Annotated in this window: 24 protein-coding genes; 12 read left to right on the forward strand and 12 right to left on the reverse strand. The window is 69.6% G+C overall.

Annotated features, from left to right (window positions below):
- Nucleotides 1–165: 165 nt before the first annotated feature.
- Together QNO12_RS00230 and QNO12_RS00235 are read left to right on the forward strand one after the other, a co-directional pair.
- Entirely contained in the window at nt 166–1,452 is a 1,287-nt protein-coding gene (locus QNO12_RS00230) for an adenylosuccinate synthase (RefSeq protein ID WP_257500924.1), read from the forward strand.
- The gene (locus tag QNO12_RS00235; RefSeq protein ID WP_257500923.1) at nt 1,452–2,627 is read left to right on the forward strand and encodes a lactonase family protein; all 1,176 of its coding nucleotides are present in this window, start codon (nt 1,452–1,454) and stop codon (nt 2,625–2,627) included. Before QNO12_RS00230 ends, QNO12_RS00235 begins: the two co-directional genes overlap by 1 nt.
- A gap of 66 nt (nt 2,628–2,693) precedes the next feature.
- Here the strand turns inward: QNO12_RS00235 and QNO12_RS00240 are convergent, their stop codons facing one another.
- Nucleotides 2,694–3,512: an MBL fold metallo-hydrolase gene (locus QNO12_RS00240; protein WP_257500922.1), complete on the reverse strand. Its 819-nt coding sequence runs from the start codon at nt 3,510–3,512 to the stop codon at nt 2,694–2,696.
- A 95-nt stretch (nt 3,513–3,607) separates the two neighbouring features.
- Entirely contained in the window at nt 3,608–4,447 is an 840-nt protein-coding gene (locus QNO12_RS00245; protein ID WP_257500921.1) for a DMT family transporter, read from the reverse strand.
- Nucleotides 4,448–4,530: 83 nt separating this feature from the next.
- Between QNO12_RS00245 and pdxR the strand changes: the two genes are divergently transcribed.
- A complete protein-coding gene (gene pdxR, locus QNO12_RS00250) occupies nt 4,531–6,015 on the forward strand; it encodes a MocR-like pyridoxine biosynthesis transcription factor PdxR (RefSeq protein WP_257500920.1) in 1,485 nt (494 codons plus the stop codon).
- A gap of 83 nt (nt 6,016–6,098) precedes the next feature.
- Here the strand turns inward: pdxR and QNO12_RS00255 are convergent, their stop codons facing one another.
- On the reverse strand, nt 6,099–7,265 hold the full coding sequence (locus QNO12_RS00255; RefSeq protein ID WP_257500919.1) for an AI-2E family transporter: 1,167 nt from the start codon (nt 7,263–7,265) through the stop codon (nt 6,099–6,101).
- A gap of 92 nt (nt 7,266–7,357) precedes the next feature.
- Between QNO12_RS00255 and QNO12_RS00260 the strand changes: the two genes are divergently transcribed.
- Nucleotides 7,358–7,681 carry a chorismate mutase gene (locus tag QNO12_RS00260; RefSeq protein WP_257500918.1) on the forward strand — a complete coding sequence of 108 codons (324 nt, stop codon included), beginning with the start codon at nt 7,358–7,360 and terminating at the stop codon, nt 7,679–7,681.
- A 25-nt stretch (nt 7,682–7,706) separates the two neighbouring features.
- Entirely contained in the window at nt 7,707–8,795 is a 1,089-nt protein-coding gene (locus QNO12_RS00265; protein ID WP_257500917.1) for an ATP-binding protein, read from the forward strand.
- Nucleotides 8,796–8,876: 81 nt separating this feature from the next.
- On the opposite strand, the gene QNO12_RS00270 is transcribed toward QNO12_RS00265, so the two are convergent.
- From QNO12_RS00270 to QNO12_RS00280, 3 genes are read right to left on the reverse strand one after another with little or no spacing between them, the layout of a single operon-like run.
- On the reverse strand, nt 8,877–9,617 hold the full coding sequence (locus QNO12_RS00270) for a hypothetical protein (protein ID WP_257500916.1): 741 nt from the start codon (nt 9,615–9,617) through the stop codon (nt 8,877–8,879).
- Nucleotides 9,614–10,528 (reverse strand): ABC transporter ATP-binding protein, encoded by a 915-nt coding sequence (locus QNO12_RS00275; protein WP_257500915.1) that lies wholly within the window; start codon nt 10,526–10,528, stop codon nt 9,614–9,616. The genes QNO12_RS00270 and QNO12_RS00275 overlap by 4 nt, the downstream gene beginning before the upstream one ends.
- Nucleotides 10,525–10,926 (reverse strand): GntR family transcriptional regulator, encoded by a 402-nt coding sequence (locus tag QNO12_RS00280; RefSeq protein WP_257500914.1) that lies wholly within the window; start codon nt 10,924–10,926, stop codon nt 10,525–10,527. The genes QNO12_RS00275 and QNO12_RS00280 overlap by 4 nt, the downstream gene beginning before the upstream one ends.
- A gap of 292 nt (nt 10,927–11,218) precedes the next feature.
- On the opposite strand from QNO12_RS00280, the gene QNO12_RS00285 reads away from it, so the two are divergent.
- The 3 genes from QNO12_RS00285 to QNO12_RS00295 all read left to right on the forward strand — a co-directional run bounded on the left by QNO12_RS00285 (nt 11,219) and on the right by QNO12_RS00295 (nt 14,455).
- Nucleotides 11,219–12,514, forward strand: a complete 1,296-nt coding sequence (locus tag QNO12_RS00285) for a quaternary amine ABC transporter ATP-binding protein (RefSeq protein ID WP_257500913.1) — start codon at nt 11,219–11,221, stop codon at nt 12,512–12,514.
- Entirely contained in the window at nt 12,511–13,404 is an 894-nt protein-coding gene (locus tag QNO12_RS00290; protein ID WP_257500912.1) for an ABC transporter permease, read from the forward strand. Before QNO12_RS00285 ends, QNO12_RS00290 begins: the two co-directional genes overlap by 4 nt.
- 145 nt (nt 13,405–13,549) lie before the next feature.
- The gene (locus tag QNO12_RS00295) at nt 13,550–14,455 is read left to right on the forward strand and encodes a glycine betaine ABC transporter substrate-binding protein (RefSeq protein ID WP_257500911.1); all 906 of its coding nucleotides are present in this window, start codon (nt 13,550–13,552) and stop codon (nt 14,453–14,455) included.
- Nucleotides 14,456–14,507: 52 nt separating this feature from the next.
- Here the strand turns inward: QNO12_RS00295 and QNO12_RS00300 are convergent, their stop codons facing one another.
- The 4 genes from QNO12_RS00300 to purL form a co-directional block, all read right to left on the reverse strand.
- Nucleotides 14,508–15,452, reverse strand: a complete 945-nt coding sequence (locus tag QNO12_RS00300) for a hypothetical protein (protein ID WP_257500910.1) — start codon at nt 15,450–15,452, stop codon at nt 14,508–14,510.
- Between the two features lie 89 nt (nt 15,453–15,541).
- Nucleotides 15,542–16,390: a hypothetical protein gene (locus QNO12_RS00305; RefSeq protein WP_257500909.1), complete on the reverse strand. Its 849-nt coding sequence runs from the start codon at nt 16,388–16,390 to the stop codon at nt 15,542–15,544.
- A gap of 91 nt (nt 16,391–16,481) precedes the next feature.
- On the reverse strand, nt 16,482–16,616 hold the full coding sequence (locus tag QNO12_RS00310) for a hypothetical protein (protein WP_257500908.1): 135 nt from the start codon (nt 16,614–16,616) through the stop codon (nt 16,482–16,484).
- A 9-nt stretch (nt 16,617–16,625) separates the two neighbouring features.
- Nucleotides 16,626–18,980 (reverse strand): phosphoribosylformylglycinamidine synthase subunit PurL, encoded by a 2,355-nt coding sequence (gene purL, locus QNO12_RS00315; RefSeq protein ID WP_257500907.1) that lies wholly within the window; start codon nt 18,978–18,980, stop codon nt 16,626–16,628.
- A 581-nt stretch (nt 18,981–19,561) separates the two neighbouring features.
- On the opposite strand from purL, the gene QNO12_RS00320 reads away from it, so the two are divergent.
- Genes QNO12_RS00320 through QNO12_RS00330 form a run of 3 tightly spaced genes read left to right on the forward strand, consistent with a single transcriptional unit; the run spans nt 19,562 to nt 21,326 of the window.
- Nucleotides 19,562–19,903 carry a hypothetical protein gene (locus QNO12_RS00320; RefSeq protein ID WP_257500906.1) on the forward strand — a complete coding sequence of 114 codons (342 nt, stop codon included), beginning with the start codon at nt 19,562–19,564 and terminating at the stop codon, nt 19,901–19,903.
- 54 nt (nt 19,904–19,957) lie between these two features.
- Nucleotides 19,958–20,344, forward strand: a complete 387-nt coding sequence (locus QNO12_RS00325; RefSeq protein WP_257500905.1) for an ArsR/SmtB family transcription factor — start codon at nt 19,958–19,960, stop codon at nt 20,342–20,344.
- Nucleotide 20,345: 1 nt separating this feature from the next.
- Nucleotides 20,346–21,326, forward strand: a complete 981-nt coding sequence (locus QNO12_RS00330) for an SRPBCC family protein (RefSeq protein ID WP_257500904.1) — start codon at nt 20,346–20,348, stop codon at nt 21,324–21,326.
- 7 nt (nt 21,327–21,333) lie between these two features.
- On the opposite strand, the gene sufU is transcribed toward QNO12_RS00330, so the two are convergent.
- A complete protein-coding gene (gene sufU / locus QNO12_RS00335) occupies nt 21,334–21,789 on the reverse strand; it encodes a Fe-S cluster assembly sulfur transfer protein SufU (RefSeq protein WP_257500903.1) in 456 nt (151 codons plus the stop codon).
- Nucleotides 21,786–23,075 carry a SufS family cysteine desulfurase gene (locus QNO12_RS00340; RefSeq protein WP_257500902.1) on the reverse strand — a complete coding sequence of 430 codons (1,290 nt, stop codon included), beginning with the start codon at nt 23,073–23,075 and terminating at the stop codon, nt 21,786–21,788. Before QNO12_RS00340 ends, sufU begins: the two co-directional genes overlap by 4 nt.
- A gap of 66 nt (nt 23,076–23,141) precedes the next feature.
- On the opposite strand from QNO12_RS00340, the gene QNO12_RS00345 reads away from it, so the two are divergent.
- Nucleotides 23,142–24,035 carry a TerC family protein gene (locus QNO12_RS00345; RefSeq protein ID WP_257500901.1) on the forward strand — a complete coding sequence of 298 codons (894 nt, stop codon included), beginning with the start codon at nt 23,142–23,144 and terminating at the stop codon, nt 24,033–24,035.
- The last annotated feature ends 52 nt before the right edge of the window (nt 24,036–24,087 follow it).

Genomic DNA, 24,087 nt, shown 5'->3' on the forward strand with positions numbered 1-24,087 from the left:
CCCAGGCAGCGGTCGTGCGCGGCCCCCCGGCCGCCGTGCCGTCATGACCGTCACCTTATCCTCACGTTCGGATGGCCCCGGGCACGCACGGACACGGTCCGGCGAAGCGGCCGACCACCGCCGGATAGGATGGGGTGTAACCGTCCGATAACGGGGGAGTAGCCCATGCCAGGCATCGTGATCGTCGGAGTCCAGTGGGGAGACGAGGGCAAGGGTAAGGCGACGGACCTTCTCGGCGGTCGCACCGACTGGGTCGTCAAATTCAACGGCGGCAACAACGCCGGTCACACGGTCGTGATCGGTGATGAGAAGTACGCGCTGCACCTGCTGCCCTCCGGCATCCTTTCCCCCGGTGTCACGCCCGTGATCGGCAACGGCGTCGTGGTCGACCTCGAGGTGCTCTTCGCGGAGCTCGAGGCGCTCAACGCCCGCGGAGTCGACACCTCCCGCCTGCAGATCAGCGCCAACGCGCACATCATCACGCAGTACCACCGCGTGCTGGACAAGGTGACCGAGAGGTTCCTGGGCAAGCGGATGATCGGCACGACCGGCCGCGGCATCGGACCGGCGTACGCCGACAAGATCAATCGCGTCGGCATCCGCGTGCAGGATCTGTTCGACGAGAACATCCTGCGCCAGAAGGTCGATGGCGCCCTCGATCAGAAGAACCACCTGCTCGTGAAGGTCTTCAACCGCCGCGCCATCACGTGCGACGAGATCGTCGAAGACCTGCTCTCGTACGCGGAGCGACTGCGGCCGATGGTCAGCGACACCTCGCTGCTGCTCAGCGAGGCATTGGATGCCGGTGAGGTGGTCGTCTTCGAAGGCGGCCAGGCCACGATGCTGGACGTGGATCACGGCACCTACCCGTTCGTGACGTCCTCATCGGCGACCGCCGGCGGCGCGGCCACGGGCGCGGGCGTCGGCCCGAACCGGCTGGACCGCATCGTGGGGATCGTCAAGGCCTACACCACGAGGGTGGGCTCGGGACCGTTCCCGACGGAGCTTTTCGACGAGCAGGGTGAATGGCTGCGTTCGCGCGGCTTCGAATTCGGCACCACGACCGGCCGTCCGCGACGGGTGGGCTGGTACGACGCTCCGATCACGCGTTACGCCACCCGAATCAACGGCATCACGGACCTCGTGCTGACCAAGCTCGACATCCTGACCGGTCTGGAGCAGATCCCGGTCTGCGTCGCCTACGACGTGGAGGGTGTCCGCTTCGACGAGGTGCCGGTCAACCAGTCCGACTTCCACCACGCCAAGCCGATCCTGGAGTTGCTCCCCGGCTGGTCCGAGGACATCTCGGGTGCCCGCACGTTCGAGGACCTGCCGCCGGCCGCGCAGGAGTACGTTCTCGCGCTCGAGGCGATGAGCGGAACCCGCATCTCGGTGATCGGTGTGGGTGCAGCGCGCGACGCGGTCATCGTCCGCCATGATCTGATCGACTGATGCGGTTCTGGCTCGGTGGCTACACGGCACGTTCCGAAGGCACCGCCACCGGCATAGGGACTCTGGTGGCAGGCGACGCCGACGACCCCCTGGCCGGCGGGCAGCTCAGATTCGCCGGGGATGCGGTGAGCACCGATGGTTCACCATCCTGGCTCGCAGTTCACCCGACACTCGATGTGATCTACGCGGCGATGGAGGACGCCGGCACCGTGCGAGCCTTCCGCCGCACGGGCGAGACCTCGTTCGTGCCGCTCGGCGGTCCGGTCGTCGCGGGTGAGGCCGTGTGCCACGTCGCGGTGGCACCCGACGGCGGATCGCTCGTGGCGTCCTGCTGGGGGGACGGACGTATCGTCCGGATGACGCTGGATGCCGCGGGGCGCCCTTCCACTCCGGTTCTGGCCGAGGCCGCTGCCGACGACGCGGACTCCACCGGGTCGGCGGGCGGCGGCATCGACCTCGCGCAGGCGGCCCGTGCTCTGCGCGCAGCCGCGGGCGAGCAGTACGCGCACCTCATACCCGATTACGACACGGCCGAACCCGAGCCGCCGGCGCCGCCGGTGGCGCAGGACGCGGCATCCGCCGTCTCCCGGGCGCACCAGGCGGTCTTCCTGCCGACCGGCCTGGTGGCGACCACGGATGTCGGACTCGACCGGGTGCGGGTCTGGCGGACGAGCCCGGACGGGCTGCGGCCTGTCCAGGACGTCACGCTGCCTCCGGGCACCGGACCCCGGCACATGGTGTGGCACCCGAGTGGCCACCTGTACGTCGTCACCGAGCACAGCTGCGAGGTCTACGCGCTCGCCCCGGACGTGACCGGTTCCTGGCGTGTGGTGGCCGGAACGCCGCTGGGCGCGGGCATCCTCCCCGGCGACACGGCCGCCGAACTGGCAGCGTCCCGCGATGGAGAGTTCCTCTACGCCGGCGTTCGCGGCAGCAATACCATCGCGATCCTGCGCGTGCGGGGGGCGGGGGACTCGCTCGCGACCGTGGCCCTCGCCGACTCAGGGGTGGACTGGCCGCGTCACCATCTGGTGGTGCGCGACACCCTGCTCGTGGCCGGCCAGCGCTCGGACGAAGTCGCGTCGCTGACTCTGGATCTGCGCACCGGCGTCCCCGGTCGGGTCCGGCACCGTGTCGAGGCACCGTCGCCGACGTGTGTGCTGACCGCGCGGTAGGTGCGCACGCGCGGGAATCCGGTGTCCGCCGCCCGCGGTACCGCGGTGTCGTGATCCTGGCGCCCGCTACGCGGTTTCGCCCCGCTCCTTCTCGGCCAGGCGCTGCCGCTGCCATCGGTGCACGTCGGCCAGCCAATCCAGCGGGGCCGACGGACCGATCCGCGGATCATCGGGCTCGCCGCCGGCGCGCAGCGCGTGCACGTACGCACGATCCAGTTCGACTCTCGCCCGCAGCTGCCCGGCGCCACCGACCGAACCGTGACCGGGAATGAGGACCGCGACCTCGTCGGCCACGCCCTGGAACAGCCGCAGCGCAGCCAGATAGTCCTCGATCGGATTCTCGGCTGCCAGGTCCAGGAACGGCACCAGGATGTCCGAGAGCATGTCGCCGGCGACGAGTACGCGCGCGTCCTCGACGAGCAGCGCCGCATGGCCGACGGCGTGGGCCCGATGCTCGAGGATCCGAACTCTCGGGCCGTCCCAGGGCAGGAGCTCGGTCCCCACCGGCAGGCCGGTGATCAGACCGAACAGACCCAGGGGGATCACCTCCGCGTACTCCGGGGGCAGGGCCTCGGCGAGGCCGGCCTGCCACTGCGGGTCGGCGAGCACCTCCCGCAGCGCGGCTGCGCAACGGGCCGTGCCGTAGCGGGGCGCATCGCCGAAACTCGCGTGCCACAGCGCGTGGTCCCAATCGGGGTGGGTCGAGAATCCCGCCACGACCGGCTGCCCCAGCTCGCGGAGGTCGTGTGACAGCTGCGTCATCTCGTCGACCGTCAGGCCCGGGTCGACCAGCAGCACACCGTCCCGGCCCTGCACGACCGTGGAGTTGCTCGAGATGAACTCGCTCTCGTGGACGAGTACGCCTTCAGCGACCTGCGTGAGCATCGGCTGCCTCCTGCTCGGTCTCGGTGAGGGTGGCGTTCATCGGTCTCTCCTGTCTGCGTTGAATGCTGCGATGAAGCGGATGCCGCGGCCGCGACTCAACCCAATGCCATGGCCGCAACGGCGAGTGTGCAGATGCCGATGCCGGCGCCCTGGGTGACGGCGACCCGCTCGCGCAGGACGCCTGCGGCGAGCAGCACCGTCACGGCCGGGTAGAGCGAGGCCAGGACTGCGGCGATTCCGAGCGTGGTCGCTTCGGTGGCGATCATGAAGGCGAGGGTGCCCGCGGCGCCGAGGACCCCGGCGGCGGTTCCCCAGCCCAGCACGCCGGACGTGGGACGCCAGACCTGTCCGAGCCCGGCCGCGGTCAGAACGGTCAGGAGGGCACCGATCAGCTGATTGGCGGCGAGGGGGAGAAGACCCGCGTGCTCGGAGATCTGGGCCAGTGCGATGAAGAGGACGCCGAAACCGACACCCGCGACGATGCCGTCGATGAGCCCGCCCCGCACGTTCGTCGGTCGGTCCGTGTCGGTCCTGCGCGAGACCAGCCAGATCCCCGGCAGGGCGGCGAGCATCCCGATCCAGGCCAACCAGCCGGGGCGCTCGCCGAAGGCGACGCCGGCCAGCACGGGCAGGGTGGCCGCCCCGACCGCCGAGACGGGTGCGACCAGGCCCATTCGGCCGCGGGCGAGCCCGCGATACAGGAAGATGCTGCCGGTCGCCGAGCCGACTCCGGCCACAACCGCCCAGACGAAGTCCAGAGCGACCGGATTGCCCGGCAGGGTCAGTCCACCGGCCAGCATGACCAGCGCCCCCGCGCTCTGCCCCACCAGCACGACCTGCCACGAGGAGTACCGACGGGAACCGACGCCGCCGATGAAGTCCGACGCGCCATAGGCGACAGCCGATCCCATGGCCAGAAGGATGCCGATGCTCATGTCATCGACCCTGCGGCCGATGCGGTCCGAAGTGAAGATCCGCTTGGGTTCCCGAGGAGTGGACCATTTGGTGTAATGGTCGCATGGCGGTGCAGTGGTCGCGCGGCGGTCCCGACCTGCTCGTGGCGGTGGACCGCGGGGCGGGCGCATTGGGCGCGCAGATCCAGGATCAGCTGCGCACCGCCATCCGCGACGCACGGCTGGGCGCCGGCGAGCGTCTGCCCTCGAGCCGGCGACTTGCCGAGCTGCTCGGAGTCGGACGTGGGACGGTCGTCGATGTCTACCAGCAGTTGCTCGCCGAAGGCTATCTCGAGGCGGCCGTCGGCTCGGGGACGCGGGTCGCGTCCATCCCGTCGTCGGCCGCGGCGACCGGTCACGACGAGGGCGTCCATCTGGTTCGGCCCGGCTCCGCCCGGCCGGTCGATTTCGAGTACGGCGTCCCGGACCTGCGCACCGTGCCGCTGACCGACTGGAGCTGGGCGGTCTCGAAGGCGACGCAGACCCTTCCGACTGCGGCGTTGGGCGACGAGGATCTGCCCGGGTCGCGGCACCTGCGCGAGGTCCTCACCGCCTACCATCGGCGAGTTCGCGCAGGATGCGCCACGGCGCGGGACGCGGTCGTGGTCTCGGGGTTCCGCCAGGGGCTGACGTTCACGCTCGCGGCACTGGCCCGCCATGGCCTGCGGCGCATCGCGCTGGAGGACCCGGGTCCGCGCGATCACGACCTGATCGCGCGGCGTGCGGGGCTCGAGGCCGTACCGGTTCCGGTCGACGGGTCCGGCGTGGACGTGGGCCGGTTGCGCGAGTCCGGGGCGCGGGTGGTCCTGCTGACACCGGCGCACCAATGCCCGACCGGTGTCGCACTGTCGCCGTCCCGACGCCGGGACCTGATCGCTTGGGCGGACGAGGTGGACGGCGTGATCCTCGAGGACGATTACGACGCCGAGTTCCGCTACGACCGCCAGCCGGTGGGTTCTCTGCAGGGCCTCAGTCCAGCCCGTGTGATCGCCCTGGGTTCGGTCAGCAAGACCCTTGCCCCCGCGATCCGGCTGGGCTGGGTGCTCGCACCAGCGCGGTTCGTTGCCGGGATCATCGAGGAGAAGCGGCTCGGCAGCCGGGGCGCGCCCGGCCTGGATCAGGAAGCACTGGCTCTGCTCATGGAGACCGGTCGGTTTGATCGACATCTGCGGCGCATGCGGGAGATCTACCGAGGGCGGCGGGACGTTCTGGCGGCCGAAGTGGACAGGGCGTTCGGCCCCGGTCGGCTGCGTGGGCTGGCAGCCGGCTGTCATGCACTGCTGCAGCTCCCGGACCGCTCATCCGAGCGTGCCGTCGCGGCCACCGCGGCGACGATGGGCGTGCGGGTCAACCCTCTCGGCCATTACCGGTTCGCGGGTGGCCGGGACGCCGAAGGCCCCGGCCACCCACCCGCTCTCGTGCTCGGCTTCGGAAACGTTGACGAGCAGCAGATCCGCAGCGGGATCGGCACCCTGGCCACGGCCGTCGAACGACAGGCGGACGAGGCGGAAGACCCGGATGCCACCGCTGCGCGGCCCGCTCGATCGTGAGTCGAAGCCGCATGCACGCGGGTTGGGGTGTTCCTGGAGGAGAAGGGGAGATCTCGATCCTGCCGCCGGGCGGCCCGCCCATCTCAGACCTTGGCGTCCTGCCTCGGGATGAACACCTGTTTGATGATGAGGAGGATCGAGGCGGTCACCGGCACGGCGATCAGCGCCCCGAGCAGTCCCAGCAGGGTGCCGCCGATCAGCGCCCCGATCACCACCAGCGATCCGGGGATCGAGATGGCCTTGCTCATCACCCTCGGCGTGATCACGTACGCCTCGATCTGGATGTAGACGAGGTACGCCAGTCCGAAGATCAGCGCTGCGATGGGGCTGGTGAACAGGGCCAGCACGGTGCCGAAGATCCAATAGAGGACGGGGCCGACGAGCGGGATGATCGTGATCGAGAACGCCAGGACGCCCATCAGCAGGGGATAGGGCAGACCGAGGAACAGGTGCAGCAGGAATGCCACCACCGAGTTGAAGAAGGCCAGGATGACCATGCCCATCAGGTATCCACCGATCGAGTCGGTGATCTGCTCGGTCATGTCGCGCACCTTCGGCCGGTTGCGCGCCGGCGCGAGCTGCATCAGCGACACCTTGATGCCGGGCAGCGATGCCACGAAGTACAGGGTCAGCACGATGACGATCAGCAGACCGGAAACCGCGGACGCGATCCCCACCCCGATCTTGAGCAGACCGCCGGAGATCGCGGCGATGTTCGAGGGGTTGGTGATGAACGATTCGAGGTCGTTGACGAGCGTCGTCAGCCCGGGTCCGAAGATCCCCTCCAGCCACGTGTATGTGTCGGAGCTCTCGAAGCCCTTGATGGTGTCCGGGATGCCGTCGATGAACTGGCGGACCTGTTCGATCAGTGTCGGCACGACCAGCCAGAGCAGGCCGACAGCCAGCACGCCGAAGATCAGGAAGACGATGGCGATCGCCCAGGGGCGCGGAACGTTGTGGCGGCCGAACCACCTGACCACCGGATCCAGTCCGAGGGCGGCGAACATCGCCAGGGCGATGTAGATGATCACCGTGGCGATATTGGTCACCGCGATGCCCAGCAGTGCGGCGGCGAGCCCGCCCAGGGTCAGCAGGAATCCCGCCGTGAACGGGCTGTCCAAGCGCGCCCAGAACGACCGGTGCTTCTCGACGGGGGCCGCCGGGTCCGCTGGGATGGCCGATCCGCCGGCGTCCGTGCCGGCTGCGGGGCCGGCCGCGAGAGGTTCGGGCGAGGGTGTGCCATCGGTCATGGACACACTCTAGGCCTGGAGTCGGGGCGTGGTCATGGCGACTGCTGCCGCGCGCTCGCCGCGGTATCGTCGGGGAGCGAGAGAGGAACGACATGACCGATCACACGTCCGAGCGGATCGCCGCCGACGCCGCGGCGATCCAGACCCTGCAGCGCCTGCGCGGCAGCATCGACAACATCGACGCCGCACTCGTCTACCTCCTCGCGGAGCGCTTCCGTGCGACCAAGCAGGTGGGCAGGCTCAAGGCGGAGCACGGGATGCCGGCATCCGACCCGTCGAGGGAGGAGCAGCAGCTTGCGCGGCTGCGCGCGCTGGCCATCGACGCCGAGCTGGACCCCGAGTTCGCCCAGAAGTGGTTCACGTTCGTCGTGGCCGAGGTCATCCGCCATCACGTCGAGGCGGCAGAGGACCGCTGAGCCCCGCGGGGGAGGACGGCACAGAATGGTCACAGAGCTTGTCATCGGAACGCTCTTGGAGTCCGAGAACGCCGCCCCCGCCCGCCTGCTCGCCTCGAAGCTGAACCGGCACACGTTCTGGTGCGGGCAGAGCGGCTCGGGCAAGACCTACGCCCTGGGTGTCGCGCTCGAGCAGATCATGCTGCACACCCGACTGCCTCTGGTCATCCTTGACCCCAACTCCGACTTCGTGCGGATGGGCGACCTGCGTGCGGACGCGCCCGCGGCTGAGGCGGAGGAGCTTGCGTCCCGCGACATCCGGGTCCGACGCTCTTCGGCGGACGCGGTGGAGCCGCTGCGTACGCGATTCCTCTCGATGCCCCTGCGCTCCCGAGCGGCCATCCTGCAGATCGACCCCCTTCTGGACGCCGAGGATTACAACACGATGCTGAGGATGGAGGGAGACCTCTCGCAGGTCGAGGACCATGACCTGGTCCGCTTCATGCGCAGCCACCCCGGCCGGGTGCGCCACCAGCTGGCGATGCGACTGGAGAATCTCGGCGTCACGGAATGGCAGCTGTGGGCGTGGGGCCAGCGCAGTGTGACCGACGACATCGACGAGCAGCCGGACGCGACGGTCGTCGACCTCGGCGGCTTCGCCACCCAGGCCGAGTCGCGCGCCGCCGCGCTCGCGGTACTCGACCACCTGTGGGAGAACCGCGAGCAGCGCATCGGACGGCTGATCGTCATCGACGAGGCGCACAATCTCTGCACCCCCGACCCCGCCACGCCGGTCGAGCGCCTGCTCACCGAGAGGATCGTGCAGATCGCGGCCGAGGGCCGCAAGTACGGGCTGTGGCTGCTGCTGTCCACCCAGCGCCCCTCCAAAGTGCACCCGAACGCCCTCTCGCAGTGCGACAACCTGGCTCTGCTGCGAATGAGTTCGCCCCGCGACCTGGCGGAGCTGGCATCGGTGTTCGGGTACGCACCGGAGTCGCTGCTGGAGCGCTCGCCGGGCTTCGCACAGGGCCAGGTGCTGTTCGCGGGCGGCTTCGTCGACCAGCCCAGCCTGGTGCAGATGGGGGCCAGACTCACTCACGAGGGGGGCACCGACGTGAAGGTGCCGCTCCGCTGAGCCGTCCGTTCAGGCCTCGACCACGCTGCCGACGCCGATGCCTCGGCCCGCCGTCAGCGGCCGACGCATCCCTCCCGCCGCTCAGGGAATGGCGCGTCGGAGCGTGAGGAAGGCGATCCCCGCGAGTACTGCGGTCAGCACCGCTCCCCAGAGCGAGAGCCCGACCACCCCGACGGTGGCGAACCACGAGAACACCTCGACCCAGGCGTTCAGGCGACCCACCAGCCACATCCCGGCGACCAGCAGCATGCCGATCCCGACGAGCACGATCGTGAGCCACAGCGCGCCGAAGCGCTTGTAGATCGTCGCGGCCCAGAACCCGATCACGAAGAAGAGCATCGCCGCGACGAAGTTTACAAGCACGGCGCCGAGCGGGCCGGCCTCCCAGATCCACGGCAAGCCGAAGAACCAGCCGTTCACGCCCCAGCCGTCGGTGGCGCGCTCGATGAGCCCGCCGACCACGGCGATCCCGGCGAGGATCGCAGAGGTCAGTGCGGCGGTGAGGAGGGTGCCCAGGTAGAACTCGCGGCGCGTCACGCTCATCGCCTGGGAGAACGGGAAGGTGAGTGTGAGCGCCTGAACCCCGACGGCCAGGAAGTACCACAGCGGCGCCTGGGCGCCACCGCCGTATTTGGGGCCGTCGACGCCGGCGTTGGCGAGGATCGCGTAGACGGCCAGGGCGAGGGCGAAGGCACCGGCCAGGACGATCAGCGGGATCCAGATGTAGGTCTGCTTGTTGATCAGCTGCATGCGCACGACGCTGAGTGTGCGGTTGGGTGCGCGCGTGGCCGACCCCGCCTCGTTGAATGTGGACGCAGTCATCGCAGGACTCCTTCTTCGGTGGGGACGGTGACCGGATCTCCGGCGGCGTGCTGGGTGAGCCTGACGATCAACTGCTGGAGCGACACGGGCGCGATCTCCAGGCCGGCGCCGGTGAGCCTTTCGCGGTCCGCCGAAGACAGGGCACCGAGGACCGTGGCGGCGCGGACGTGGCCGAGGCTCTCGCGATGGATGACCTCGCGCCCCGCGACGAAGGCATCCACCGCTGCGGCATCGCCCACGACGGTGGCGGCCCGGTCGCGCAGGGCGTCGGTGTCCTCGTCCAGGACGATGCGCCCGCGGTCGATCACGAGCACCTTCTCGATGAGGTTGGCGACCTCGTCGATGAGGTGACTGGAGAGGATGACGGTGCGCGGGTGTTCGGTGTAGTCCTCCAGCAGGCGGTCGTAGAAGATCTGGCGTGCGACTGCGTCCAGGCCGAGGTACGGCTCGTCGAAGAAGGTGATCTCCGCACGGGAAGCCAGCCCGATGATCACTCCGACGGCGGACAGCTGTCCGCGCGAGAGCTTCTTGATGCGCTTCTTGGTCGGCAGCTGGAACTCGTCGATGAGCTGGTCCGCCAGCTCCTGGCTCCAGTTCGGGAAGAACACCCGCGCCGTCCGGAAGGCGTGCGTGGGCAGGGCGTCGTCGGGGTATTTCTGACTCTCCCGGACGAAGCACATGCGCTGCAGCACCTTCGCGTTCTCGTAGGGGTGCTCCCCGAAGATGCGGATGTCCCCGCTGGTGGCGAAGTTCTGCGCGGTGAGGATCGACATCACCGTGGTCTTGCCGGCTCCGTTTCGGCCCAGCAGGCCGTAGATCGTGTCCTTCTGGATGCCGAAGGACACGTCGTCGACCGCGACCGTGTCGCGGTACCGCTTGGTGAGATTGCTGACCTGGATCACGTCGGTCATCGTGCACTTCCTTCGGTCGGTTCGATCGCCGGCACCCGAGCCGCGCTCGCGCGGTCGAGGATCAGTCGGCTGAGGTCGTCGGCGTCCAGGCCGAGCTTGCGTCCTTCGACGAGCAGCGGCTCGACGAAGCGATCGGCGAACGCGGTGCGGCGTTCGGCGAGGAGACGCTCGCGCGCTCCGGGCGCGACGAACATGCCGATGCCGCGCCTCTTGTAGATCACGCCCTTGTCGACGAGCATGTTCACTCCCTTGGCGGCCGTCGCGGGGTTGATGCGGTAGAACGCCGCGAGCTCATTCGTCGACGGTGCCTGCGCCTCTTCGGACAGGCTCCCGTCGATGATCGAGTCCTCGACGTTTTCCGCGATCTGCAGGAAGAGGGCTCGGCCTTCTTCGATCACGAGTACCTCCGCTAATTTGGTTAATTACTCAACTAACTAACCATGCGACCGTTCAGGTGTCAAGGAGGAACCCCTGTTACCTTTGCTGCAGGGCCCCTGCGGCCCGACGACCCAGTCCGCGGTCGTGGCGCGAAGCGAATCCCCGGCTTCCGCCCGAGCGTACGGTGGGCGGTCTCGGCGGCTTACCCGATGTTCCCCGCCTGGTGCACAGCGCTGCTGCGCGTGCTCACCTGTGACTGCCGCCCGGGCGCTACCGATGCGGTTGCACGCGCAGCGGACCGCCGAGGTGCATATGACATTCGCGCACGCACTCGAGGCCAGAGGCCTCTTCAAGATCTTCGGACGCAGCCCGTCCCAGGCACTCCGGCGACTGCGGGCAGGCGAGTCTCGCCCGCAGGTCCTGGACGCGGGAACAGCCGCCGTCATCGACGCGAGCTTCACGGTGAACCCCGGCGAGATCTTCGTGATCATGGGGCTCTCCGGCTCGGGCAAGTCCACCATCATCCGGATGCTGAACGGCCTGGTGGCTCCGACCGCCGGTGACGTCCTCATCCAGGGCACGAGCATCACGGACGCGGCGCCGGCCGAGGTGCGCCGCATCCGCCGGTCCTCGGTGTCCATGGTCTTCCAGCACTTCGCCCTCCTGCCGCATCGTTCGGTCCTGGACAACGCCGCCTACGCGCTGGAGATCCAGGGCGTGCCGCGAGACGAGCGCCGGTCACGCGCGATGGAGATCCTGGAGAAGGTCGGCCTCGGCGACCGCCCGGACGCGATGCCCGATGAGCTCTCCGGCGGTATGCGCCAGCGCGTCGGACTCGCACGCGCCCTCACCGCCGGCACGGACATCCTGCTCATGGACGAGGCGTTCTCGGCACTGGATCCGCTGATCCGCCGGGAGATGCAGCAGCAGCTCGTGGAACTGCAGCGCGAACTCGGACGCACGATCGTGTTCATCACGCACGACCTGAACGAGGCCATGTTCCTCGGCGATCGGATCGCGGTGATGCGGGACGGACGGATCGTGCAGACCGGCACCCCGGAGGACATCCTCACCGACCCCGCGAATGACTACGTCGCGCAGTTCGTGCAGGACGTCGACCGCGCGCGCGTGCTCACCGCGTCATCCGTGATGGAGCCGCCTCGGGCGACCACGCCGCTGAGCGCAGGGGTCCGCGGGGCGCTTCGCGTCATGCGGGACCTGCAGACCGGATCCGTCGCCGTTCTGGAGAATCGGCGCTACCTCGGTGTGGTCTCGGACCGCTCCGTCATCCGCGCGGTCAAGGCCGGCAACACCGACCTGCGGCTGCTGCTGGATCATTCGCAGCCTGTCGTCGGTCCGGACGATCCCCTCAGCGACGTGGTCGAGCGCTCCGTCGAGAGCACTCTTCCGGTCGCCGTCCTGGACCAGCAGCGGCGGCTGGTCGGCGTGATCCCGCGGGTCACGCTGCTCGCTGCTCTGGGCAACGTGCCGGACGTCACCCGTGAGAACGCGATCATCGAACCCCCGGTCACGGTCGGCGCCGCTGAGATGACGACGACGCTCGACGCGGTACCGGCGCGGCCTTCGGCTGAGGGGAGCTTCGCATGAGCGGTCTCTTCCGTCTTCCGCTCGGCGATGTCGCGGAGGCCGTCGTGGGCTTCGTGATCGACACCCTCGGCTGGTTCTTCGACGCACTCAGCGCCGTCTTCAGATCGGTATACGACGGCCTCGACTGGGCGCTGTCGGCGCCGCCGTTCTGGTTGATCATCCTCGCCCTGACAGCGCTCGCGTATGTCGCCAAGGGGACGTGGCTGGCCCTCGGCACCGCAGTGGGGCTGCTCGCGATCGTGGGTGTGGACCAGTGGACCAACGCGATGGACTCCCTCGCCCTCGTCATCGTGGCCGCCTCCGCGGCCGTTCTGATCGCGATTCCGGTCGGCATCTGGGCTGCGCGCAACGATCGCGTCTCACGCGCTGTCCGCCCGATTCTGGACTTGCTGCAGACGATGCCGGCCTTCGTCTACCTGATCCCCGCGCTGATGCTGTTCGGCGTCGGACCGGTGCCCGGAATCGTCGCGACCGTGGTCTTCGCGCTGGCACCCGGTGTCCGGCTCACCGAACTCGGGATCCGCGGCGTCGACGCCGAGGTCGTCGAGGCCGGGCACGCGTTCGGCGCCTCGCCCGCTCGCATCCTGCGCCAGATCCAGCTGCCCCTGGCGATGCCCAGCATCATGGCCGGAGTCAACCAGGTGATCATGCTGAGCCTGTCGATGGTGGTCATCGCCGGAATGGTCGGGGCGGGCGGTCTGGGTGGCGCCGTCGTGCAGAGCCTGAGCCGCATCGACATCGCCCTCGGCGTCGAAGCGGGTGTGTCCGTGGTGATCCTCGCAATCATCCTGGACCGCATCACCTCCGCCGCTGCCGCCCCGCGGCGACGGAAACGGCGCACGCGCCCTTCGGCCCGGAGCGCCCCCGTCGCGGCGGGCGCGGCGAACTGAGACCAACGGTGCCCGGGGGAGCGATGACGCCTCCCCCGCACCCGGCCACACCTCGCGGGCTCATCACCCGCAGGAGGCGCGCGGAACCGCTGCGCCACGACCAAGACCGATCCGCGTCCCGCACGCGGATGGAGAGGACGTCACGATGACCAAGAGAAGCAGGATCACCACGGCACTGGCCCTCGCGGGCGCGGGAGCGCTCGCGTTGGCCGGCTGCGCCGGCCCGAGCGGCGACGCAGCAACCGACTCGGACACCGCGGGTGCGGACCGGCCGATCACGATCGCCGTCTTCAACGGCTGGGATGAGGGCATCGCCGCATCCGAGCTGTGGAAGGCCGTGCTCGAAGAGCAGGGCTACGACGTCGAACTCGCATACGCGGAACCGGCGGCCGTCTACACGGGCCTGGCGAGCGGCGACTACGATCTGACGCTGGACACCTGGCTGCCGCTGACGCATCAGCAGTACGTCGAGCGTTTCGGCGCCGACATCGTGGATCTGGGCGCGTGGAACGAAGAGGCCAAGCTCACGATCGCCGTGAACGAAGACGCGCCGATCGACTCCCTCACGGAGCTCGCCGCGAACGCCGACATGTTCGACAACAAGCTCGTCGGCATCGACGCGGGCTCCGGTCTGGTGACCGTCACCCAGGACGCCGTCATACCCGGGTACGGTCTGGACGGCTTCGATTTCATCGTCTCCTCCACTCCGGCGATGCTCACCGAGCTGAAGTCGGCGACGGATGCCGGTGAGAACATCGCCGTGACACTGTGGCGTCCGCATTGGGCGTACAACGCGTTCCCGATCAAGGACCTGGAAGACCCGGATGGTCTGCTGGGCGAGGCTGAAGGCATTCACACGACCTCGTCGCTCGCGTTCCAGGAGGACTTCCCCGAGGCGTTCGAATGGCTGTCGAACTTCGCGATGGACAACCAGACGCTGTATTCGCTCGAGGACGCCATGTTCGGCGGCTCCGACGGCGACGACTTCGGTCCGGTCGTCGCGCAGTGGATCGCTGCAAACCAGGCGTGGGTGGACTCCCTCACCTCCTGAGCGTGGCATACGAGCGGGGCGGGGCCTGCCGGCCCCGCCCCGCTCGCCGGCGTCAGGGGTGCGGCTTGGGCCGGATCACCCGCCCGGGCGCGGTGTCCGAGGTGCGCGCCGGTACCGCCCACGGCGCCGGAGCGGACGGCAGCCGATCACGCGACGGAGCGGCATCCGCTCGCTCCGGTGTCGAGGCGGCAGCCGGGCGTGCGGCCGGCGGAGTGGTCGACGGCCGACGCACGCCGGGGACGGCTGTCTCGGGCGCCCGCCCGGTCGTCAGTTCGAGCGACACCTTGCCCTCGAGCACCTCGATCGCCTCATCGGACAGCGAGATGAGGCCATCCAGCTCTTCGCGCACCCGCCGGTAGGCCACCTGCCGTTCGGCCGGCGTGGCCGCCTGGTCGATCGCGATCGTGAGCAGCTGCTTGGCGGTGTCCAGACGCTTGCGCTCCACCACGGTGAAGGACGAGTCCTTGATGCGGCGGGCGTCGCGCTCGGCGACGTCGAAGGCCACCTCGAAGTCGGCGACGGCGTTGCGGTACTCCGCGAGCTGATCCTTGGTCAGGCGTGCCTTGGCGGATGCCGGACGCAGGCCGTCCGCGACGCGCTTGGCCCGAAGGAACGCCGCCGTCAACGGCTGGCGTCCGTCGCTCATCGCCGGGAAGGCGATGAGCTTCGCCACATCCAGCTCGTACTCCAGCCAGCGGGCGGTCACCGCATCGTGCGCAGCGAAGAGCCGCTCGAGCTGCGTCGCACCCGGTGCGGCACCGCCGGGGATCGTCGCATCCGCGGGCGACTGTGCCCCGGTCGCAGGCAGGATGAGGGAATTGCCACGGGCGGCGGCCTGCGCGGCCTTCAGCTCTGCCTTGGCGTGGAGGACTTCGAGGCGGCGCTTGTGCCGACGGCGGGCACTGCGCTCCCAAGCGCTGCCGACGCCGCCCATCACACCCATGAGCGGGAAGACGAGCCACCAGTAGCTGCCGAGGAACTGGAAGAGGGGCTCCACCCTGTCATGCTAACCGTCGGGCGGGCCGGGCGCCCCCGCAGTCAGCGCACTTGCAGGTGCGCCGGTGGCGACTCGATCGCGCCGGTCCGTCAGGAGCGCGGCGGGCGGGGATCACGGCGCGCGGACCGGGGCGCGAGGGCAGCCACGCGAGCCATCGCATCGATCGACCAGGCGACCGTGCGGGACGCCCCGTCGGAGAGCTCCTGGGCCAGACCGACCCACCATTCGCTGGGCGGCTCCTGGCCGCGGGGGTCCCCCGCTCTGCGCCACGCGTCGCGCTCTGCGGCGTCGAACGCCTGCGACATCCGCCGCACCGCGTCGCGGTAGGCCGCGTAGTCGGCGGGGGAGATGCGCGCCTCCGCCGATGAGGGGCGCAGCCACTGTGCGGCCTGCTGCTCGCGCAAGAAGGTCGCGGTCAACGGAGCGCGCGCGTCCGACATCGACGGGTACGCGATCGTCAGGGCGGGATCGGTCTCGTAGGCCATCCATGCCGTGGTCACGGCACCGTGCGCCGCCATCAACCGCGCCAGTGGCAGCGCATCGGCTCCGTCCCGTCGTGTCGGCATCGCCACCCGTGCGGCGCGGACATCCGCCCGGCGGGCGATCAGGGCGGCGGACGCGGCGGACGCCTCGCTCTGCGCCTGCCGCATGCCCTGGCGGGCCGCCGCGACGTCGGCCGTGCCGGCGCGTCCGGCCCGGCGGTCGGCCTCCACTCGCGCCACGTGTGCGCGTGCGGCGTGGACGGCGGCCCGTGAGCGGGTCAGCGCCGTGCGGGCGGAGCGGACATCGCCCTGGGCGGCGTGCAGTTCCAGGCGGCGCACCTTCGCCCTGCGCTGTGCGCGTACGCCGAGGGTGCCGATGGCTCCGGCGCCCACCGCGGTCACGGCCGCAGGAAGCGCCCACCACCCCTCGGAGAGCAACACCCAGAGCGGATCCACCCTCTCAGGCTACCGGCGCACGCTGAGGGTGGCCCGAGCAATTCCGGCGAGCGGGCCCGGGCGTCCGCACCGGTCTCAACGACCCCGCGCGTCAGCCGAAGATGAGGGCGAGCACCGTGGCGCCCCCGCCGACGATGATCAGCGCCACGATGACGACCCATGCCGTGATCTTGATCCGCCGTTGCCGGGCATCGTTGTACCCGCCGTACTCGTCGTCGCTGGCCATGCTTTCAGCTTACGCGGCGTGCTGCGGCGGCTCGGAGACGGTCGGGCCGAACGCGTCCGGAAGCGTGGAGGTCGACAGGGTGCGGAGCTGACCCAGCGGGATCGTGAACAGGTCCTGGATCTCCAGCTCCGGCTGATCCCCGTCTCCGGGGACGTCGCTCACGCCGATGCGCAGCACGGGGTAATCCCGGCCTTCGCACAGCCCGCGGAACTTCACGTCGTCTTCGCGCGGCACGGTCACGATGACACGACCGGTGGACTCCGAGAACAGAGCCGTTGCGGCGTCCACCCCGTCGCGCTCCATGATCTCGCGGAGCCAGACGCGGGCGCCGACGCCGAAGCGCAGCACGCCCTCGGCCAGGGCCTGGGCGAGACCGCCGGCGGAGAGGTCGTGAGCGCTGGAGACGAGCGACTGCTGGGATGCCGCGTGCAGCAGCCCGGCGAGCCGCTTCTCGTTGCCGAGGTCGACCGCCGGGGGGCGGCCGCCCAGGTGCCCGTGCACCGTGCCGGCCCACGCCGACCCGCTGAGCTCGTCGGCGGTCACGCCGAGCAGGTAGATGTTCTCGCCGGGATCCTGCCACCCGCTGGGGATGCGCCGTGCCACGTCGTCGATGATGCCCAGCACGCCGACGACCGGGGTCGGGAAGATCGGCTGGTCGCCGGTCTGGTTGTAGAAGGACACGTTGCCACCGGTGACCGGGATGCCCAGTTCCAGGCATCCGTCGGCCAGGCCGGCGACCGCCTGTGAGAACTGCCACATCACTTCGGGGTTCTCCGGGCTGCCGAAGTTCAGGCAGTCCGTGACGGCCGTGGGCTCGGCGCCGGTGACAGCGACGTTGCGATACGCCTCGGCGAGGGCGAGCTTGGCGCCCTCGTACGGGTCGAGCTGGCAGAAGCGGCCGTTGCAGTCCGTGGCGATCGCGAAGCCGAGTCCGGAGTGCTCGTCGACCCGGACCATGCCTGCGTCGTCCGGGAAGGACAGCGCCGTGTTGCCGCCTACGTAGTAGTCGTACTGATTCGTCACCCAGGAGGTGTCGGCCAGGTTGGGACTCGCCGCCAGCTGGACGAACTGGCGTCGCAGCGTGTCCGGGTCGTCGGAGCGGGTCAGCGCCGCGGCCGAATCGTCCCGGAGCGCGTCGATCCAGGTCGGGTACGCGACGGGCCGCTCGTACACCGGACCGTCGACGGCCACGGTCGCGGGGTCCACGTCCACGATCACGTCGCCGTGCCACTGGATGACCAGCCGGCCATCGCCGGTCACCTCGCCCAGCACGCTGGTTTCGACGTCCCACTTGCCGACGACCTCGAGGAACGCGTCCAGCTTCTCCGGCGCGACGATCGCCATCATGCGCTCCTGCGACTCCGACATGAGGATCTCTTCGGGTGTCAGGGTCGGGTCGCGCAGCAGCACCTTCTCCAGGTCCACGCGCATGCCGCTGCCGCCGTTCGCGGCAAGCTCGGAGGTCGCGCACGAGATCCCGGCGGCGCCGAGGTCCTGGATCGCCTCGACGAGGTCGTCGCGGTACAGCTCCAGGCAGCACTCGATCAGCACCTTCTCGGCGAACGGGTCGCCGACCTGCACGGCCGGCCGTTTGGTCGGGCCGGTGGAGTCGAACGAGTCCGATGCGAGGATCGATGCCCCGCCGATGCCGTCGCCGCCGGTGCGCGCGCCGAAGAGCACGACCTTGTTGCCGGCGCCGGTCGCGTTGGCCAGCTTGATGTCCTCGTGGCGCATGATGCCCACCGCGAGGGCGTTGACCAGCGGGTTGCCCTGGTAGACCGAGTCGAACACCGTCTCGCCGCCGATGTTCGGCAGGCCCAGGCAGTTGCCGTAGAAGGAGATGCCGGAGACGACGCCGTGCACGACCCGTGCGGTGTCGGGGTGATCGATCGCACCGAAGCGCAGCTGGTCCATGATCGCGACCGGGCGGGCACCCATCGAGATGATGTCGCGCACGATGCCGCCGACGCCGGTCGCAGCGCCCTGGAAGGGCTCGATGTAGCTGGGGTGGTTGTGCGACTCGACCTTGAAGGTGACCGCCCAGCCTTCGCCGATGTCGACCACGCCGGCGTTCTGGCCCATGCCGACCATGAGACGCTCGCGCATCTCGTCGCTGACCTTCTGACCGAACTGGCGCAGGTAGATCTTGCTGGACTTGTACGAGCAGTGCTCGGACCACATCACCGAGTACATCGCCAGCTCGCCGCTGGTGGGGCGGCGGCCGAGGATCTCGCGGATGCGCGCGTACTCGTCCGGCTTGAGCCCGAGGGCCGCGTACGGCTGCTCGCGTTCGGGCGTGACGGCGGCGTTCTGAACGGTGTCGGCGACGGGGCGGCCGTCGACGATCGGGGAGGGGGTGGTCACGCGGCTCAGCTCCAGGAATCGGGGACGCCGGACACAACCGAGTCTAGCCGCGGCTCCGCCCCCCAGCCCGCGGCTGTCAGGAACGCCGTGGGATGACACGAGTTGTCACGTGTTGCGGGCGCCCAGCGCACGATCCGGGGGTCCTTGCCGTGACACTTTCCTGGACTGCCGAACGGTGAGGGTCCTGCCGACGGTGAAACGCTCGAAGACACCGTCGGACTCGGGACGCTACGGCAGTGCCCAATCGATCTTCCGGACGTCGAGGCACCGGCTGATCGTGGAGAACGGATGTTGATCATCGGCGGGAGCGGGCCAGATACCCCGTCGGCTGGAGATGCTTCCGGCGAGGCCTGAGGCGTCGTTGTGGTTCCGTCTCACCCCTGTGCGCAGTATGCTCCGAGCCTGAGGGCCGCGCCAGGTGGTCAGATGAGCCCACTGTCGGCTGGTGACAATGGGAAAACGCGAACGATGTGGTGTGCAGAGACGGTGAGAATGCGGAAGCCCGCGCCGTCACGGGGGTCCGCGTGAGCAGGACCAGGGTGCACGACGGACCGGGCGGTCCGAGGAGGAGCGCACCGTGGGTGCCCGTGTCCGCCGCCCTCGGCTGGGTCGGACTGCTCGTGCACAATGTGGCTGATTTGCCGGGTCAGACGATCGTCAGCCCGGAATCGGTCATCCCTCTGGCACTGACGGTCGTGCTCGTCGCTGCGTGGTTCACGCGGCTGCGATCCGTCGCGGCGTGGGCCCTCTTGGGGTGGGGTGTGTTGAACCTCCTGGGCGCAATCCTCACCGTTCTGCCCCTGCCGATCCTTCCTTTCGATCCGGCTCAGACTCCCGCCCACTACGCGTTCCACTTGCTCTACGGGATCACCCAAGTGCCGCTCGTCGTCACCACCGCGATCTGGCTCCGGCGTCGGATATAGCGGCCGTTTCCTCACGCTTGTCTGGGGCCCCGGGACCGGGTAACATACAACCAAATGGTTGCGTATACCCCGGCGAGCGAGCTGACCGATGACCAGATCGACCGCGTCTTCCAGGCGCTGGCGGCCACCACCCGCCGCGACATCCTCCGCCGCACGATCGAGGACGAGCGCTCCATATCCGCCCTCGCGGCGGAATACGACATGTCGTTCACGGCGGTCCAGAAGCACATCGCGGTGCTCGAGGCTGCGGGCCTGGTCATCAAGCGCGCCGAAGGGCGCGAGCGCCTCGTGCGGGCGGATCCGACCATGATCGCCCGCGCTCGGGCGCTGCTGGCCCGGTACGAAGACCTGTGGCGGGCGCGCATCGGCCGCCTCGACGCCCTGCTGGACGCGCAGCCCCGCGCCCACGACCCGGAAGAACCGCCGACAGAAGGAGAGTGACATGCCCGTCACCGCCGTGACCACCGATCCCGAAGCGCTCACGATGACGCTCGTGGCCGACTTCGCCGCGCCGATCGAGCGCGTCTGGCATGCGTTCACGGACGCGCGCCAGCTCGAGCTGTTCTGGGGCCCGCCCGGCTGGCCCGCGACGTTCACCGACTTCGACCTGGCCGTGGGCGGACACGCGCGGTACCACATGACCAGTCCGCGGGGCGAGAAATCCGGCGGCACCTGGGAGTTCCTGGCGATCGATGCGCCCCGGCGCTTCGAGGTGCTCGACGCGTTCGCCGGCGAGGACGGCGCACCGCTGGAAGGGATGCCGGTGATGCGCGTCACCTTCGACTTCGACGCCACCGACACCGGCACGCGGCTGACGAACGTCACGCACTTCACGTCTGCCGACGCGCTGCAGCAGATCGTGTCCTTCGGCGCCGTGGAGGGGTCGACGATGGCCCTGAACCAACTCGACCGCGTGCTGCAGGGACTTCGCGCCTACGCGCAGGGCAAGGGCACGCAGACCGAGCTGATCGACGACACGCACGTGCGGATCACCCGCCTGATCGACGGGCCGCGCGAACTCGTGTGGCGCGCGCACCACGACCCGGACCTGATGCGGCGCTGGCTGCTCGGACCGGACGGCTGGCGGATGACGGTGTGCGAGATCGACCCCACCGTGGGCGGCCGGTACCGCTACGCGTGGGCGCCCGACGAGGGCGTCGAGGGCGAGGCGTTCGGATTCGACGGCGAGACGCTCCTGATCGAGGAGCCGCGGCGGTCGGTCACGACCGAGCACATGACCGGCACCGAGTTCCCGCCGACGCTCAACGACCTGAATCTCCAGGAAGAGGCCGGCGCGACGCTGATCACCCTGCTCATCGAGTACCCCGACAAGGAGACCCGCGACATCGTGCTCGCCACCGGGATGACCGACGGCATGGAAACCAGCTACGCCCGGCTGGAGGGGATGCTCGCGAACGCCTGAACCGCCGTCAGGAGGTTCGCCGCAGCGCGTCCTCGAAAGCGACCCACGCGAGCATCGCGCACTTGACGCGCGCGGTGTACTTCGAGACGCCGCTCAGCGCCTCGGCATCCCCGTAGATCTCCTCATCGATGGGGATGGTGCCGCGCGAGCGCAGCGCTTCGCGGAAGCCGTCGACCAGAGCGGATGCCTCCGCCCGAGGCATCCCGCCATCCTTTTCCTGGACGAGCACGGCGAGCATCGACGCGGACGCCTGTGAGATGGAGCAGCCCGCGCCGTCCCATGTGACGTCTGTGATCACGCCGGCATCGTCCAGACGCACGCGCAGCGTGATCTCGTCGCCGCAGATCGGATTGCGCTGGTGCGACGTGCCGGTCAGGCCGTCCTCAGCCGCGAGCCCCTTGCCGTACGGCCGCTTGGAGTGCTCCAGGATCAGCTCCTGGTAGAGCGATTCGAGGCCGCTCATGCGCCGACTCCGAAGAACGGGCGCACATCGGCGAGCGCGTCCAGGAAGACGTCGACGTCCTCGGCGGTGTTGTACAGCGCCGTGGAGGCTCGGACGGATGCCGTCAGGCCGAATCGGGTGTGCAGCGGGGCGGCGCAGTGGTGTCCGACGCGCACGGCGACGCCGCGGGAGTCCAGGTACTGGCCGACGTCGTGGGCGTGCACCCCCGCCACGTCGAAGGCCGCCAGTCCGACCCGCTCGATGCCCTCGGGGGCGTCGCCGAGCAGGCGGACACCGTCGATCGCGCGCAGGCCCGTGCGCAGTCGCCGCTCGAGTGTGCGCTCGTGCGCGTGCACGGCGACCATCCCCACCGCGTCGAGGTAGCGCACCGCCGCGGCCAGGGCGATCGCCTGCGAGACCGGCTGCGTCCCCGCCTCGAAGCGCTGCGGGGGCGGCAGGTACTCGGCGCGGTCCAGCGTCACCTGGGTGATCATCGAACCGCCGGTGAGGAAGGGAGGCAGAGCGTCCAGCACATCCGCCCGGCCGTACAGCCCCCCGATTCCGTAGGGTCCGAGCATCTTGTGCCCGGAGAACACGGCCAGATCGACGCCCAGCGCCGGCAGGTTCAGCGGCAGATGCGGCGCGGACTGGCACGCATCCAGCACCGTCAGCGCCCCGACCGCGTGCGCGAGCACCACCAGCTCGGTGACCGGGTTGACGATCCCGAGCACGTTCGAGACGTGCGGGAAGGCGACGATGCGGGTGCGCGCTCCGATCACGGATGCCGCGGCATCCAGGTCGATGGTGCCGTTGTCGCGGACCGGAATGTGCCGCAGCACGGCCCCGGTGCGCGCGGCCAGCTCCTGCCACGGAATGAGGTTGGCGTGGTGCTCGGCCTCGGTCACGACGATCTCGTCGCCGGCCGCCAGCGCCAGACGCGCGCCGGCCGGCCCGCCGCGCCCCAGCGTCGCATTGCCGATCGCATACGCGACGAGGTTCACACCGGCGGTGGCGCCGCTGGTCCAGACCAGCTGCTCCGGCGCCGCACCGACGAACGCCGCGACGGTGCCGCGCGCGTCCTCGAACAGCTCGGTGGCTTCGGCAGCGAGCGTGTGCGCCCCGCGGTGCACGGCGGCGTTCGCGCCGGTGAGGAAGGCCACCTCGGCGTCGATCACCGCCTGCGGCTTCTGGCTCGTCGCTGCCGAATCGAGGTAGACCAGCGGGCGGCCGTCGACCAGTCGGCCCAGGATCGGGAAGTCTGCTCGGAGCGCGCGGGCGTCCAGGGCGGTTTCGGTCGAAGAACTCACGCTTCCAGGCTACGCCGCGGGCCCGACCGCAAGGTCGACGGCAGAGCTGCGCATACGCTTGAGCCCGTGGACCTCTCCTTCGCATTCACACCTGACCTCATCGCGGTGTTCCTGACGCTGTTCGTGCTCGAGATCGTGCTCGGTGTCGACAACGTGATCTTCATCTCGATCCTGGCGAGCAAGCTCCCCCAGGAGCAGCAGGCGAAGGCCCGCAACCTCGGCCTGACGCTGGCCATGGTCATCCGTGTGATCCTGGTGCTGTTCGCGGGCTGGATCATCACGCTGAAGGACGACGTGGTGGAGTTGTTCGGGCTGGGGTTCTCGGTCAAGGACTTCATCCTGATCGCGGGTGGCCTCTTCCTCGTCTACAAGGCCGTCACCGAGATCCACCACAAGCTGGAGGGGGCCGAGGAGGAGCACGGGGCCGGCCGCACCGCAAAGATCACCTTCACCTCGGTGCTGATCCAGATCCTGCTGCTGGACATCGTCTTCTCGCTCGACTCGGTGATCACCGCGGTCGGGATGACCGAGAACCTCGTCGTGATCATCACCGTCGTCGTGCTGTCGTTCGGCATCATGCTGTTCGCGGCGCGCTTCATCTTCACGTTCGTGAACAAGCACCCCACCGTGAAGATGCTGGCGTTGTCCTTCCTGCTGCTGATCGGCGTGTTCCTCATCGCCGAGGGCTTCGGCGTGCACATCGACAAGGCGCTGATCTACGCGCCGATGGCGTTCGCGATCCTCGTCGAGACGCTCAACCTCACCTACGCCGCGCGGCGGGCCAAGCGCGAGCACCGGCGGACGCAGGCCGTGCAACTGCGGCCGCAGTATCCGGATGTCGACGAGTCGCCCGCGGTGGCGGCGGCGCTGTCGAAGGGACCGGATTCCGGTGCCGTGGGGCTCTCCCGCAAACCGGTCACCGGAGCCGCCGACACCGTGGACCGCGCCGGGCTGGGCTGAGCAGACTCCGCCGCGCTTCGCGAGCCCGCATCCCCCCGCCCCGCTGACGCGG

Source organism: Microbacterium sp. zg-B185 (assembly GCF_030246885.1).
GTDB lineage: Bacteria > Actinomycetota > Actinomycetes > Actinomycetales > Microbacteriaceae > Microbacterium.

What these genes read in the sequence shown, in the direction of transcription:
- QNO12_RS00230 (WP_257500924.1), top strand. Translation starts at nt 166, where the DNA reads ATGCCAGGCATCGTGATCGTCGGAGTCCAGTGGGGAGACGAGGGCAAG.
- QNO12_RS00235 (WP_257500923.1), top strand. Translation starts at nt 1,452, where the DNA reads ATGCGGTTCTGGCTCGGTGGCTACACGGCACGTTCCGAAGGCACCGCC.
- QNO12_RS00240 (WP_257500922.1), bottom strand. Translation starts at nt 3,512, where the DNA reads ATGCTCACGCAGGTCGCTGAAGGCGTACTCGTCCACGAGAGCGAGTTC.
- QNO12_RS00245 (WP_257500921.1), bottom strand. Translation starts at nt 4,447, where the DNA reads ATGAGCATCGGCATCCTTCTGGCCATGGGATCGGCTGTCGCCTATGGC.
- pdxR (WP_257500920.1), top strand. Translation starts at nt 4,531, where the DNA reads ATGGCGGTGCAGTGGTCGCGCGGCGGTCCCGACCTGCTCGTGGCGGTG.
- QNO12_RS00255 (WP_257500919.1), bottom strand. Translation starts at nt 7,265, where the DNA reads ATGACCGATGGCACACCCTCGCCCGAACCTCTCGCGGCCGGCCCCGCA.
- QNO12_RS00260 (WP_257500918.1), top strand. Translation starts at nt 7,358, where the DNA reads ATGACCGATCACACGTCCGAGCGGATCGCCGCCGACGCCGCGGCGATC.
- QNO12_RS00265 (WP_257500917.1), top strand. Translation starts at nt 7,707, where the DNA reads ATGGTCACAGAGCTTGTCATCGGAACGCTCTTGGAGTCCGAGAACGCC.
- QNO12_RS00270 (WP_257500916.1), bottom strand. Translation starts at nt 9,617, where the DNA reads ATGACTGCGTCCACATTCAACGAGGCGGGGTCGGCCACGCGCGCACCC.
- QNO12_RS00275 (WP_257500915.1), bottom strand. Translation starts at nt 10,528, where the DNA reads ATGACCGACGTGATCCAGGTCAGCAATCTCACCAAGCGGTACCGCGAC.
- QNO12_RS00285 (WP_257500913.1), top strand. Translation starts at nt 11,219, where the DNA reads ATGACATTCGCGCACGCACTCGAGGCCAGAGGCCTCTTCAAGATCTTC.
- QNO12_RS00290 (WP_257500912.1), top strand. Translation starts at nt 12,511, where the DNA reads ATGAGCGGTCTCTTCCGTCTTCCGCTCGGCGATGTCGCGGAGGCCGTC.
- QNO12_RS00295 (WP_257500911.1), top strand. Translation starts at nt 13,550, where the DNA reads ATGACCAAGAGAAGCAGGATCACCACGGCACTGGCCCTCGCGGGCGCG.
- QNO12_RS00310 (WP_257500908.1), bottom strand. Translation starts at nt 16,616, where the DNA reads ATGGCCAGCGACGACGAGTACGGCGGGTACAACGATGCCCGGCAACGG.
- QNO12_RS00325 (WP_257500905.1), top strand. Translation starts at nt 19,958, where the DNA reads ATGGTTGCGTATACCCCGGCGAGCGAGCTGACCGATGACCAGATCGAC.
- QNO12_RS00330 (WP_257500904.1), top strand. Translation starts at nt 20,346, where the DNA reads ATGCCCGTCACCGCCGTGACCACCGATCCCGAAGCGCTCACGATGACG.
- sufU (WP_257500903.1), bottom strand. Translation starts at nt 21,789, where the DNA reads ATGAGCGGCCTCGAATCGCTCTACCAGGAGCTGATCCTGGAGCACTCC.